We start from the raw sequence: 13,437 nt of genomic DNA on the forward strand, positions 1-13,437 counted from the left end.
TGTTACATTACACCAACTTACTACTTCATTTATCCTCTAACTAAAGAGGCGGTTAATTATTAATTTTATATGTGTTTTTCTATACAAATTTCTTGAGTTTATTAATATCTATTTTGCAATTCTAGATGTAGTAGTTCGACTATTGCTTGTCCTCAGTAGTTTTACTCTTGCCTGTGCTAGATAGTTCCATAATGAATTTGAAAATCGAAAAGCTCAGATTCATGACTTCTTAAAGAAGTTGGGAATCTTGTTATAAAATTTATTAATAGGGAACGTATTTATGGGCACAAACAAACTTAACTTAGATTCTATATCTTTGGTAGTAGTGGCTTGATTCTTGTGATGGAAGCTGGCGAACATCTGATCAGTTACTCTGGGTAATAATGGAAACAATTATCATTAGCACTAAATTATTCATTGGGGGAATGACAAAGCGGGTTAACAATAGTCAGAAATTAAGGTTGAGATCCAGGGTTTTCCGACTGTGGTATATTATTTAATTTCTTTGCTAGTCATAATTTTGACTGGCTGATTAGTTTAGTCACAAATTAGCATAATCTTAGGTCAGTAGATTTGGCGATCCTATTAGTTGAATTTACCGAATTTTCCCACCAAAGGTAGAAGTAATACTTAGCAAAATGCTGTAAGCTTTTTTAAAAAAAAGTATCTGGGTGGCTAAAATTATCAATGGAGACTTTGTAATTTTATAGATTCAATCTACTTTGAGCATCTAGGTTGAATGCGACACATGTCATTTAAAAAACTGGTCTATCCGTAGTCCTAGAGAACATAAATTGGCGAAAAGCTAAAATAAATGTACTTTTATTTATAAATTCAATTGAATAACAATTGCAGTTTACAACCAGTTAAATTTATTACTCAGCGAAATTAGGAATGCTGCAATTTTTCCAAGGATTTACCTAGTAGATTTTTTTGCTCAACCTCTGCAAGCAAGTAGCGGGAATTTAAGGTGAACATAGAAAAATTTATTCAACGCGCAGAAGCATTGCACAAGCGTTTAGCAGATTTATACGAAACTGCTAGTGTATTACCTTGGATTTCACAGGAACTGCTGCCGCAAGCTTTTAATGAACTCTATAACACCTCAAAGATAGTACAGTTAGCAGCAGAGGAACTGTATCAGCAAAATGAGGAACTAGTACAAACACGGAATTGGCTAGAAGCAGAACGCCAACACTACCAAGATTTATTCGAGTTTGCGCCAGACGCCTATTTAGTGACTAATACAGAAGGAATCATCCAAGAAGCTAACCATACCGCAGCTAAATTGCTAAATGTTTCAAAGCAATTTCTGGTGGGCAAACCAATGATTAACTTCGTCCCTTTACAAGAACGTCAGCAAGTTCGCAGCGAACTCATCCAGCTATCCCAATCAGACAAAGTTAAAGAGTTACTGGTACGCTTCCAACAACGTTATGGCGAGTTTTTTGATGCAGCTTTGACAGTGGCAGTTGTTCGCAATCACCAGGATAAGGCAATCTCTCTGCGCTGGCTGCTACGTGATATTACTGAGCGCCAGCACTTAGAATCAGTGTTAGTCAAAAATGACCACGACCTCTTCTATGATCGTCCCCTGGATAAGCATTGTAAAGGAGAAACTATTCCCCTCAACCCACTAGTAATTTGGTATGTTTGTCAGGGTTTGGTCAAACTCAGTACCTATTGTGAAACGGGTGAAGAAGTGCTGATCGGATTGGCAACAGCAGGAATGGTTTTTGGCTCTAGTTTAACATCTCTAAACATTTACCAAGCAACAGCCCTCTCTGATGTTGAATTGGTATCAATTTACGTGGCAGAGATAGCAGCTTCCCCAACCCTGAGCCATACACTTTTACCAAAAATTAATCAGCGGTTACACCAAACAGAATCTTTTTTAGTCATTTCTGGAAGACGACGGGTACAAGAACGCTTGCACCATTTATTACAACTTTTGAAACGAGAAGTCGGTGAAGCTGTTCCGGAGGGAACTCGCCTAAGTGTTCGCTTCACTCACGAAGATATTGCTAGCGCCTGCTGCACTACCAGAGTAACAATTACACGATTGATGGGCAAATTACAAGAACAAGGTATAATCAGTTTTGACTTAAAAAAACACATTATCTTGAGAGATTTCGATTAATTACTTCGCTGTAGATTGATTACATCTTTGTTAAGCAAAGATAAGTTGCCAGCCAATCAGGAAAATTGCTATATCTGCAAAAATGTGGCTGATGTATCCAGGCCAAATTGAGCAATAAGTTAAGTAGCACCATGACCAAATCGCCCCTGCTAGGAACACGCCCAATGGGCATAATATTGTCGCACGCCAGTCGAAGTAAGCTAGCCAAACCAACAATGTGATGAATCGTAAAAAACAGTGCAGACAGTACTACAGCAAAAGGACTCAATACCAACATTTCACATTTGTGATAGACAAACCAACGCCAGACAAATTCCTCAAGTAAAGAGTTGACAAATATCTAGTACGCTGAACCTACTAAGTAAATCACAAAACTGCTCAATCCAACTTGCGTTGCTCTATTACGAACATATTCAAGTTTTGTTGTATTTCGATGGTTTTAACTTTTACTATTACTTTTTATATGCGAACTATAAAACCTTAGTCTCGTGATCAGCCTTGAATAAAGCGACACTTTATACGTTGTCACCGAAATATAATACTAAAACTAGTATGAAGTTGTGTGTAATATTCCCTCGATCGTACCATTTATATAATAATTTTTTGTGCCGATCTACTTACAGATAATTAAAATGCACAGCATCCTGCAACGTTGTGAAGGATATGGGATTTGAGGCGGACACAGCAAAGTAAGCGCAACGCTATGCAAACAGGGAATTCAAAATGTACCCAAAATAATGTATATCTGATTTGACGTGTATTGCTAAAATCGCGATTGCAGCATATCAAAGCGGCTATGCACACACTTGGCAAGACAACTCCATCATCAGGCTACATCTTAGCACTGGACTTAGGTACAACAGGCAACCGCGCCTTTGTGTTTAACGCAGACGGCAAGATTGTTGGGCAGGCATACAAAGAACTAACTCAGTATTATCCTCAGCCCGGATGGTTAGAACATGACCCTGAACAAATCTGGCAGGATACCTGTTGGGTGATGCAAACTGCAATTGGAAATGCCCAGATTGCTCCATCAGCAGTTGTAGCCCTGGGACTAACTGTACAGCGTGAAACCTGTTTGATTTGGGACAAAAATACTGGTAAACCACTCCATAGAGCGATCGTCTGGCAAGATCGCCGCACTGCTCCCCTTTGCTACCAGTTGCAACAGCAAGGCTATGCTGAAGAAATTTCCGATCGCACCGGATTGATTATCGATGCCTACTTTTCTGCTACCAAGCTCAGGTGGCTATTAGACCAATTTACTGATATTGACCTGAACAATGTCTTGGCAGGCACTATTGATAGCTGGGTGCTGTGGAACCTCACGGGTGGGAAAATCCATGCTACTGACCACAGCAACGCCAGCCGGACAATGTTGATGAATCTCAAAACCTGTAAGTGGGATGAGATTTTACTGGATTTGTTTCAGATTCCGGCTGATATTTTGCCCCAGATTCAGCCTAGTTTAGGAGTATTTGGAGTTACTGATGCTACTCTGTTGGGTGCAGAAATTCCGATCACTGCCATCTTAGGGGATCAGCACGCTGCTCTCTTTGGTCATGGCTGCGATCGCCCCGGTTTGATGAAATGCACCTACGGTACTGGTAGCTTTTTAGTTGCTCATACAGGTGATCAAATTGTGCGATCGCCGCATCAACTCATTTCTACAGTGGCATGGACACAAGGCAAGCCAAAGGAAACTTTAGATGTAGGTTATGCTCTTGAAGGCAGTATGTTTACTAGTGGTACTTGTATTCAATGGTTGCGCGATCACCTGAAGCTGATTAAAACTGCTGCTGAAACTGAAGCGATGGCCAATCAGGTAAAAGATAATGGCGGAGTATACTTTGTGCCTGCATTTAGTGGACTGGGCGCACCTTACTGGGATATGAGTGCTAGGGGAGCCTTTTTCGGCATTACCGCCAGTGTACAACCAGAGCATCTGGTTCGCGCCGTACTGGAAGCGATCACTTATCAAGTTCTGGAGGTGGTACAGGCGATAAATGCATCTAGCAGTACTCCAGTTGGTCGATTAAGTGTAGATGGTGGTGCTTGCGAGAATAATTTCCTAATGCAGTTCCAGGCTGATGTGCTAGGTATTCCAGTTGAACGTCCGATAATGCGCGATACGACCGTTCAGGGTGCAGCATTTGCAGCAGGTTTAACTGTAGGATTTTGGGAGAGCTATGAAGCATTGGTGCAGCAACGGCAAATTGAACGTGTGTTTGAGCCGGGGAGCAATGACCCATTGTCCAATTTTGCTACTTGGCAAAAGGCAGTGAAACGCACTCTCGCTTGGACGGAGTAACCCTTCACCAAAAACGAGTTGAAGTTAATTGTTTTGCTTGATTATGAAGATATTTGGTTGTCTGCGAATGTCTTTTCCACTTCTCAGATAGTCAGTAAGCATGACTATCTGAAAGTGGAAAAATCTACATTTTTCAAATTTAGGTTCTACTAAGCTCAACCACATCTAGTTTGCATAATCTGAAATTGTACATTTCTTATGGGGTGGGCGACACGAGCGCCCAATATATGCAAGGCTATTTGGGGAACAGCTTATTTATTTGTAGGACTTACGCACAAGCAACGGAAAATCGAACCACAAAGGACGCAGAGAAGCCAGTGCGCCCTTGCAGTCAAGAGACTTGTTCGCGCAGCATCTCCCTTTAGGAGAAGCAACTGGTGCGACACGGAGGAATAAGAGTTTGAGAGGTTTTTTGCGTAAGTCCTAATTTGGCATGTAGATGTATTTGAGGTTATGGTATAAATTTAAACACGCTTCCTTGTCCAGAAGCACCACCAGTAGAGGTGGTACCGTAAAATGCACTACTAGCAAGTTGAATTAGGGTAGACTCTGGCGTTGCCCCATTCGTGCCATTAAAACTAAATAACAAAGTGAGGGTTCCTCCAGCCAATCGATAGATGGCTCCTTTATTATTTGCACCACCTGTAGAAGTTGTCCCGTAGAAGTTACCATCGCTTCCTTTTGTGACTGCAGCTGTGGGGTTGGCCCCATTAGTGCCATTAAAACTGGCAACTAAAACCGGTGTACCGCCACCGAGCGGAACCTTGAATATAGCTCCTTTATTACTGGTTCCACCCAGATAAGTTGTGCCATAGAGAAATCCACCAGATTCAGTTAATCCAGACCGGGGATTTTGCCCATTAGCGCCACTAAAGCTATATGAAGTTATTACTCCTGCGGGAGTTAACTTGAATGCCACACCTTTATTAGTTGCTCCACCTGCTGAGGCGGTGCCATAGTAGTTTTTGTCACTAGCTAATTGCAACCTTGCTAATGGAGTTGCTCCATTAGTACCGTTAAAGTTAACTAAGACAGTGGGGACACCACCAGTCAGCGGAATCTTGAATACAGTTCCTTTACTGTTGACCCCACCGGCAGAAGTTGTCCCCCACAAGCTACCATCGCTACCTGAAATCAATCGACCTGCTGGGTTGGCTCCATTAATGCCATTGAAATTCAAAAGGGTTGTCAGGGTTGTAAAAGTTGTTTTTGGTAACTTAAACAACGTACCGGCGTTATTTGTACCACCTACAAAGGTTGCACCATATAGATTGCCATCAGTTGCCTGGAATAATCTAGCAACTGGGTTAGTTCCATTGGTTCCAGTGAAGTTAACTAGTGTGGTCAGAGTACTAAAAGTAGAACCAGTTAATTTGAATGCTGTTCCTTTACTTTGCGAACCACCTGTGGAAGTTGTTCCATAAAGATTGCCATCGCTCCCTGCAAACACACCTGCCTTTGGAGTCCCTCCATTAGTACCATTGAAATTTACAACAGTCGTTAATGTTCCTGCAAAGGCTTGTTGCAAGGGCAATACTAACGAAGACGCCAACACAGCCAGGGAAGTTAAAATCAATACTCTATTCTTGCTTTGAGGTTGTTTGCACAGATTCATTTTGTTCACTTAACTCCTACAAAAATTTGCTCAGACACGAACCCGAAATAAATCTCCAGCCTACCCTTCTGGTGAACGAGACCCTACACATAGCTTGCTTCCACGTTCGCGGAGCGTTCCGTAGGGAAGTGGTACGGGAACTGCTTTACAGAACGTGGTTTCACTGTGGATATAGTCGATTATTCGTTTTAATCAGGCTGGAGATTTACTTTTATGAATCATCCCTCAGACTGGGTATAGCGATTTTCGTATAGATGCAATATGCTATGGGGCACAAGACTTTGCACTCCTCAACAGATATGTATTCCATACAATTGAAAACAGCTACAATAGTATTGACCTAACGGATTTTGTAATACGTGATATCACAATTAATTTGTGACATCAGGTACTATAAATTCGTTATTTAAACCAGATTTTAGTGAGAACTCAGCAGGAATTTTGGTATAGTCTTGGTCAGAAAGAATTCAGAAATCCTCTGGCTGCCTATATCGCAACGGCTGTATTCACACTTAAGTTAATTGCTGAAAATCAGATCATTTATGATTTCGTTTTGTAACATAACATACTTATTATTTTTTAGATGTCGTGAGCAACACAAAAAATTTTAATTTTATTTTTAGCTTTGCTCTAGGAATCCGATTTTATTTTTGAAAAAAACTAAGGGAGAATACCAGGGCAAACGCACGTAATTTGTATAATCCTTACTGCATAAGGATATTGATTCAAAAATAGCCTCAATTATCAAACGCTCAAACCCTTGCTATTAAAGGATTATTATCCTTTAAATCCAAAAAATACTACTTACAGATCAGGATGCTGGACGCATGATTACTAAACCTAAAGTTTTTATTGATGGGGAATCGGGAACCACAGGCTTACAGATTTACTCACGCCTCAACCAACGGGATGACATTGAGTTAGTTAGCATTGAGGCATCTAAACATCGGGATGCAACTGAGCGAGCCAAACTAATCAATGCCGTCGATGTTGTGATTCTCTGCCTGCCTGATGACGCAGCCCGCGAAGCTGTTAGCTTAGTCAATAGTAGTACGGTTAAGATCCTTGATGCTAGTAGTGCCCATCGCACAGCTAAAAACTGGGTATATGGCTTTCCTGAACTAAATCCAGAACAGCGAGAGAAAATCGCCAGCGCCCAGTTTGTCAGCAATCCAGGCTGTTATCCTACAGGATTTTTAGCCTGTATCCGTCCGTTAATTGCCAAGGGACTTCTGAAGAGTAATTTTCCCATCACCGTTAATGCAGTATCAGGTTACTCTGGTGGCGGAAAGAATCTGATTAAACAGTACCATACCTTCCACGAACAGCAAGCTGGAGCAGAGTCGCTCTATGCCTATGGCATCTATGGTTTGCAGTTTGGGCATAAGCACGTTAAGGAAATGCATCAGTATTCCGGGTTAGCATCGCCACCGCTGTTCGTACCGGCAGTGGGAGATTTTGAGCAGGGGATGCTAGTGCAGGTGCCTTTGCCATTAGGGATTTTGGATAATCCACCATCAGGTGAGGTGATTTATCAAGCAGTTGCTGACTACTACCAAAGTGAAAAGTTCGTGCAGGTTGCTCCATTCCAAGATTCTACTCTGCTGAGAGACGGAACATTTCTGGATGCGATGTCTACGACGGGCTACGCCTACGCAATCAACGGCACCAATATTGTTCAGGTTTTTGTATTCGCCAATGACACTACCAAAGAAGCGTTGCTAGTTGCTCGTCTTGACAACTTGGGTAAGGGCGCATCGGGAGCCGCAATCCAAAATTTAAACATCATGCTAGGTTTTCCAGAAGAGTTGGGATTGTTATGAAAGAGCGTTAGGCATAAAGAAAAGGGAGTATGACTTTTACTCCATGCTCAATGACTAATGGCTTGTGCTAGACAGCGATAACTATTATTAGTGCGTAAATTACTCATTTGAAAAAGCAAAAAGGCAAATTGAGAAAACAATCTGCCTTTTTGCTTGCTAAATCTACCGAAATGAGAAAGCATTCAAGCCTTTTGAGAAAGCAATATGCCTTTTTGCTTGCTGAATCTACCGAAATGAGAAAGCATTCAAGCATTTTGAGAAAGCAATATGCTTGAATGCTTATTGAAATCCAATACGCTTGGGTCAAAGCCAAAAACCTTAACCTACGTAGGTTGTGGAGCCACTGCGTTGCGGGGGTTCCAAGAGTTGAAGCAAGTGGCGTTTGAGGGACGTAGCAAGATCCCGAAGGGTAACCTAACATTTTTGGGACTTTGTTGGGTTTTACTACGTACCCCTACAATACAAGCAAGCTACAACTCAACCTACAATTATCCTTAACCCAAGCGTATTGTATTGAAATCGACTTCAGCAAAATACAATAAAGGCATCAGGCGAAACTGCCGTTAAGAATTCAGCTTGGGAAACCGCAAGGGCGGGGTGGGGTTATTGGCTGTGGTTAGCATAACTACTTATGCGAACCTAATATTATTGACTTAATGATTTTGGAACTTTCAGTACTTTTCTTAGGTGATTCTTTTTTCAGTTCCTCAAGCAATTGAATTACATAATGCTCAAAGCCTCTCTTTCGCTCTGGAGCTGATTCAATCAAAGGTTTATCAAAAAGATTAATCACATACTTGCCTAGTTGAATACCTAAAGGTTTTAAATGTCCGCCCTCTAAAAATTTCAGAAACTCTTGGGGTGGTTTTTTTAGAGTTTTCCTAAACCATTCACAGGTTAATTTTGCAATATTATCAGACTGAAAACAGACTAAACCCATGATATTAAATAGTCCACTATCCTTGATTAAGTTCTTGGTTTCTTCAGGGGTTGGTTTTACACCCCAACCAAGATTATCGATGAGATCCGCTAAAAATTGCGGACGAATTGCGCTAGCTGTATCGCTAATATCAGGTGCTAAGAGGATAGAAACTTGCCCCTTAATAAAGACACTGTTAATTTTAATTTTTCGACCTACATAAGTGCAAATTAGGTTTTGAACTTCTACAATTTTTCCTTTCAGCTCTTCAACGAGAATGTTAATATCTGCAATGACACTTTCTATCTGTGACTCATCCGAAGTATGAGATAGCAGATTCCGAATAAACTTTTGCCTATCTTGAGGATCATCTGGCAAAGCAGTAAATCCTTCTAACAGGGAGATATATTTACAGCCAAGGCTATGTCCAATCCAAGAAAAGTTTTTATCATCTAGATAAGCTTCATAATCATATCCTGCAACACTTGCCATCCTTACAAGCTCTGGCAGAATTTCATACTGCTCTCTCATGAGAAAACCCGCTTCTACATAATGGTTAAAACTAAAATTAAACGGCAGAAGAATAATCGTATATCCCTGCTCGAATAGAGATTGAAGCAGATAGCGATAGAAAAGCATGGGGCCAAAAGTACCAAAGAAAGCCCCTGCAATAAATTGAATTACCCCTTTAGGCTGTGGATGTAGAGCAACCCAACTGTGAGAAACGGGTTTAAATCTCAGTTTTAAATTTGCATTTACCATAACTTAGCAATGAGTGCATCTCATTTTGGTAGGTGTATACTAGACATCTCCAAACTGAAGTTGCTGCTTTTCGGATTCTTTAAGAGATTCTTTTGCAAAACTGAGATGCTCACCTTGGTAAGTAGATGGACAAAAATATTTACAGTCATTGCGAACGTTGGCGTTAGCGCAGCGTCTCGTAGAAAAGCCTCTCAAAGAGAAGCGTTCGCGCAGCGTCTCGTAGAGAAGCAATCTCAGCCCTTGCGATTGCTTCATTCCGCTTCTCTATAATGACGCTACCGCGTTAAGCGAAGCTATGCCGTTGGCGCAGCCTCTCGTAGAGAAGGCTTTACGCTCCATTCGCAATGACATTGTGTAATTAATTCTGTTAAGATTTCTGTGATTGTTAGTCTGCAAATAGCCTGAAATATCTAGATGTAAATTCAATTCTGTTGTTAATGAGCTAAGTCAGACTATCAAACTAGATACAACTAAAAATGTTTGAGAGATACTGGAATTTTACCACTTGTATTCGATCAGATAATCTTGCTGCAATCGCAGATGTAATGACTCACCTCTTGGAGCAGGAAGAAGGTTGCTGTCGTCTTACTCAGCTGCCTGAGATCACAATTAACTCAGAACAACTGCGTTATCTTCCTGCTTGGGAACGACCGCGTTTATGGATCATCAGCTTGTTCAGCGGTTCAGACGGATGGACAATTGTAAAAACTTGGCCAAACGAGTTATTTTGTGCGCGGGTAGAAGGTGCTACTTGCCCCCGACTATCAGCGTTAGCAATGCAGTTGAGGCGTGATGCTTTTCATTTTCGGGTAGTTCGTGACATTTGTGGAATCTTGCTGGAAGCTGATGCAACTGGTCAGATCTTCCTTTCTGGTTGGAATAATTGCGAAGGAGCTAATAGTTTAGATGAAACCCATGTATTTTACGAAGAACAAATTGATTCAACTGAGCCAATTTCACAGTTTTCTCTGTTAAAAGTGTCACAGCCAATTCAGTCAGCAATGCGAGTATATGAAAACCCAGAAATTGCAAGAATTGAAGCTGAGTTTGAGCGGCTGTTGCTAGAAGACCCAAAATCAGAGTTATTGATTGATCTACAAAATGAAGTAGAGAAGGGTTATGCCGAACGTATAGATAATGCCTTAGCAAAAGTAATAGATAGTTCCAATTGCTGCTGGTATCTGATTGATTTACTTTACAATGTTTATGCCGAATCACAACAGCTTCGAGAGCAAGGAGTGCAACTCTTATACTTCCAACCACCCAATACTTCTAACCAAACTCCCCCCAACAGGCAAATTTCTCTTGATTTTTTGTCTGAACATGAGGATGATGACTTTTTTTAATTTAATGACTGGATTTCGACAGTAATAATATCCTTAGATTACGACCAAAACTGTGGGCAAACGTACCGGATTAGGATTAGCGTAGACGCAAAGCGGCTTGTCGTCAGACATCGCTAAGTCTATTGTGGTAGAAAAACATGGTAGAGCGATCCCTACGGCGGCAAGCTACGCAGTTAACCCAATCTCAGGCAAAGGACTGAGTTTGTGATTACTTTACCAGTCAAAGTTAATTAGCAAATAGCCTCTTATTTCCACTTACAACACTTATTGCCTACTTTGTCAATGTGTAAATCCTAGTACTGTCAGTTTGATTGGCTGCGCTTTTGGCAGCATTTTGAAGATATCGGCACAAGTCCAGTGAACTTTTTCCGCTTCAGTTTAGCTAAAAGCTTTTTTGTAACATTAGACATCTCCAGAAATTAAATATGCGTTATCCAGAACCCTTGTAGAGACGCGAAATTGGACTTCGTCCCGCTACGCTAACGCGTCTTTACATTCTTTTCCACCAGATGTCTATTAAATTTATCAGTAAAGGAAGCCAAGCATTGCTCGATTTAAGGATTGCAGGCAGCGATTTGTGCGTAATAAAGCTTGTACAATTGTCAAGGCGGTTTTTACTGCCAGAATACTTCTCAGGTGTAAGATTTATCGACAGCAAAATTTTTCTACTTTGTGTTTTTCCATCCTTGTCTTGTGGCAAAAATGCCCCAAGTTAGGCGCTCATATCTTGCAATAGATAACTTTTACCCTTATGACTGGAGAGCAAAATCTTGGGAATAGAGCTACGCAGTTTCGTATTTCTCGACAGCCTGCAACCTCAACATGCAGCATATATGGGAACAGTAGCCCAAGGCTTCTTACCATTACCAGGGGATACATCACTGTGGATTGAAATCTCTCCTGGTATCGAAATTAATAAAATTACGGATATTGCCCTGAAATCTGCCTCTGTCCGTCCGGGAGTACAGATAGTTGAACGACTGTACGGACTATTGGAAGTTCATTCTGGCTCCCAAGGCGAAACGCGGGCTGCTGGTCAAGCCATTTTGGCGGCATTGGGAGTCCGAAGAGAGGAATGTCTCAAACCGCGGGTTATTTCTAGCCAGATTATCCGCAACATCGATGCTTACCAAACACAACTGATTAATCGCACACGCCGCGGACAGCTACTACTAGCAGGGCAAACGCTGTATGTATTAGAAGTTGAGCCTGCTGCTTACGCCGCACTGGCTGCGAATGAAGCTGAGAAAGCGGCGTCGATTAACATTCTTGAGGTTCTAGCTGTAGGTAGTTTTGGACGGCTTTACTTAGGTGGACAAGAACAAGATATTCTAGCAGGTGCGGCAGGAGCGTTAGCGGCAATTGAAAGTGTAGCTGGTCGGGCAAATCCTCTGGGTGGGCGTAAGGAGTAAGAAAGAGAAAATGGCAAATCGAGAGCATCTAGCTTTCCTGAAAGCAGGTGCAGTTACATGGATTGAGTGGAGAAAGAAAAATCCTGAGATTGAACCAGACCTGAGCGCTGCAAACCTCCAAGGGGATAACCTCAGAGGCGCAAACCTCCAGAGGGTAAATTTGAGCAAGGTGGATTTAGGTAATGCTTTACTCGTGCGAGCAAACCTCAGTGGTGCTGACCTCAGTAGTGCCAACCTTTATAAAGCCTTTCTCGTTGAAGCTAACCTGAGTGATGCTAACTTAAGTGTTGCTAACTTGAGTGGTGCTATACTTACGCAGGCAGATTTGAGTCATGCCAATTTGATTGGCTCTGACTTGAGTGAGGCGAATCTTAGAGGCGCCGCGATCGCTCATGCTAATCTAATTGGAACTGACTTAAGAGGCGCTAACTTGAGAGATGCCGATTTAGGTGCAGCGAAGTTAATCCGGACTAATCTCTCTTTTGCCAACCTCACTGAAGCTAACTTGATTGCGGCTGACCTCAGCGAGGCAAGTTTATACGAGGCGGAAATGTTGGGGGCTTATCTTTATAAAACTGACCTTTACAAAGCTAATCTGAACAAAGCTCACCTTAGTGGTGCTTACCTGCTACGGGCTAACTTAAGTGAAGCTGATTTGAGTCAAGCTAATTTGAGTTGGACTAACCTTAGAGGCGCGAATTTGGCAGGAGCGAATCTCAGAGGAGCTAACCTTAGAGGAGCTGACCTTAGGTTAGCTGACCTCAGCGGCGTAAATCTTCAAGAGGCAATTATGCCTGACGCTTCAAAGCACAATTAGTTTATAAGATAAAAGTAAACGAATATCAATACTTTCTGCTGGTGGGTCGTTTTAATTCGGCAGTGGTTTTTCATCCGGTAGCTACTTTCAACCCTCTTGACAAAAGTGCAATTATCTTAATGCCTTTAGAACGAATTTCAATAAAAATGGTTTTCCGCAGTTTGTATTTTTTAATCGTGCACGATGCCTACGGCGGGCTACGCCTACGCAAAACCGATTATTGCAACACATTACGAAGGTTAGTCGAGCATCAGCGTTCTATGGGCTTGGTGAAAGCCGTTCGTTAACAACA

General features: G+C 41.7%; 11 protein-coding genes. 7 read left to right on the plus strand and 4 right to left on the minus strand.

What is annotated here, in order from left to right:
* The first annotated feature begins 970 nt into the window (after positions 1-970).
* Positions 971-2,140, plus strand: coding sequence for a PAS domain S-box protein (locus V7K48_RS25650; RefSeq protein WP_335076606.1), 1,170 nt, complete (start codon positions 971-973; stop codon positions 2,138-2,140).
* A 19-nt stretch (positions 2,141-2,159) separates the two neighbouring features.
* On the opposite strand, the gene V7K48_RS35170 is transcribed toward V7K48_RS25650, so the two are convergent.
* Positions 2,160-2,417, minus strand: coding sequence for a hypothetical protein (locus V7K48_RS35170; protein WP_442949475.1), 258 nt, complete (start codon positions 2,415-2,417; stop codon positions 2,160-2,162).
* 519 nt (positions 2,418-2,936) lie between these two features.
* Between V7K48_RS35170 and glpK the strand changes: the two genes are divergently transcribed.
* The gene (glpK, locus tag V7K48_RS25655) at positions 2,937-4,451 is read left to right on the plus strand and encodes a glycerol kinase GlpK (RefSeq protein WP_335076608.1); all 1,515 of its coding nucleotides are present in this window, start codon (positions 2,937-2,939) and stop codon (positions 4,449-4,451) included.
* Between the two features lie 451 nt (positions 4,452-4,902).
* Here the strand turns inward: glpK and V7K48_RS25660 are convergent, their stop codons facing one another.
* Positions 4,903-6,027, minus strand: coding sequence for a choice-of-anchor tandem repeat GloVer-containing protein (locus V7K48_RS25660; RefSeq protein ID WP_335076611.1), 1,125 nt, complete (start codon positions 6,025-6,027; stop codon positions 4,903-4,905).
* Positions 6,028-6,896: 869 nt separating this feature from the next.
* Here V7K48_RS25660 and argC point away from each other — a divergent pair.
* A complete protein-coding gene (argC, locus tag V7K48_RS25665; RefSeq protein ID WP_335076768.1) occupies positions 6,897-7,889 on the plus strand; it encodes an N-acetyl-gamma-glutamyl-phosphate reductase in 993 nt (330 codons plus the stop codon).
* A 625-nt stretch (positions 7,890-8,514) separates the two neighbouring features.
* Here argC and V7K48_RS25670 read toward each other — a convergent pair.
* Together V7K48_RS25670 and V7K48_RS25675 are read right to left on the minus strand one after the other, a co-directional pair.
* Complete coding sequence (locus tag V7K48_RS25670; protein WP_335076613.1) at positions 8,515-9,570, minus strand: DUF1350 family protein; 1,056 nt, start codon at positions 9,568-9,570, stop codon at positions 8,515-8,517.
* A gap of 39 nt (positions 9,571-9,609) precedes the next feature.
* Positions 9,610-9,825: a hypothetical protein gene (locus V7K48_RS25675; protein ID WP_335076615.1), complete on the minus strand. Its 216-nt coding sequence runs from the start codon at positions 9,823-9,825 to the stop codon at positions 9,610-9,612.
* A 290-nt stretch (positions 9,826-10,115) separates the two neighbouring features.
* Here V7K48_RS25675 and V7K48_RS25680 point away from each other — a divergent pair, with 290 nt between their 5' ends.
* The 4 genes from V7K48_RS25680 to V7K48_RS25695 all read left to right on the plus strand — a co-directional run bounded on the left by V7K48_RS25680 (position 10,116) and on the right by V7K48_RS25695 (position 13,432).
* On the plus strand, positions 10,116-10,916 hold the full coding sequence (locus tag V7K48_RS25680) for a hypothetical protein (protein ID WP_335076617.1): 801 nt from the start codon (positions 10,116-10,118) through the stop codon (positions 10,914-10,916).
* A gap of 770 nt (positions 10,917-11,686) precedes the next feature.
* Positions 11,687-12,328 (plus strand): hypothetical protein, encoded by a 642-nt coding sequence (locus V7K48_RS25685; protein WP_335076619.1) that lies wholly within the window; start codon positions 11,687-11,689, stop codon positions 12,326-12,328.
* A gap of 10 nt (positions 12,329-12,338) precedes the next feature.
* Positions 12,339-13,145 carry a pentapeptide repeat-containing protein gene (locus V7K48_RS25690; RefSeq protein ID WP_335076621.1) on the plus strand — a complete coding sequence of 269 codons (807 nt, stop codon included), beginning with the start codon at positions 12,339-12,341 and terminating at the stop codon, positions 13,143-13,145.
* A 62-nt stretch (positions 13,146-13,207) separates the two neighbouring features.
* Positions 13,208-13,432: a hypothetical protein gene (locus V7K48_RS25695; RefSeq protein ID WP_335076623.1), complete on the plus strand. Its 225-nt coding sequence runs from the start codon at positions 13,208-13,210 to the stop codon at positions 13,430-13,432.
* Positions 13,433-13,437 lie beyond the last annotated feature (5 nt).

Origin of the sequence: Nostoc sp., assembly GCF_036919615.1 — a bacterium.
Lineage (GTDB): Bacteria > Cyanobacteriota > Cyanobacteriia > Cyanobacteriales > Nostocaceae > Nostoc.

Bases quoted from the DNA above. Each gene is read 5' to 3' on its own strand.
- glpK (WP_335076608.1), top strand. From the start codon at position 2,937: ATGCACACACTTGGCAAGACAACTCCATCATCAGGCTACATCTTAGCA.
- V7K48_RS25670 (WP_335076613.1), bottom strand. From the start codon at position 9,570: ATGGTAAATGCAAATTTAAAACTGAGATTTAAACCCGTTTCTCACAGT.
- V7K48_RS25680 (WP_335076617.1), top strand. From the start codon at position 10,116: ATGACTCACCTCTTGGAGCAGGAAGAAGGTTGCTGTCGTCTTACTCAG.
- V7K48_RS35170 (WP_442949475.1), bottom strand. From the start codon at position 2,417: ATGTTGGTATTGAGTCCTTTTGCTGTAGTACTGTCTGCACTGTTTTTT.
- V7K48_RS25690 (WP_335076621.1), top strand. From the start codon at position 12,339: ATGGCAAATCGAGAGCATCTAGCTTTCCTGAAAGCAGGTGCAGTTACA.
- V7K48_RS25675 (WP_335076615.1), bottom strand. From the start codon at position 9,825: ATGAAGCAATCGCAAGGGCTGAGATTGCTTCTCTACGAGACGCTGCGC.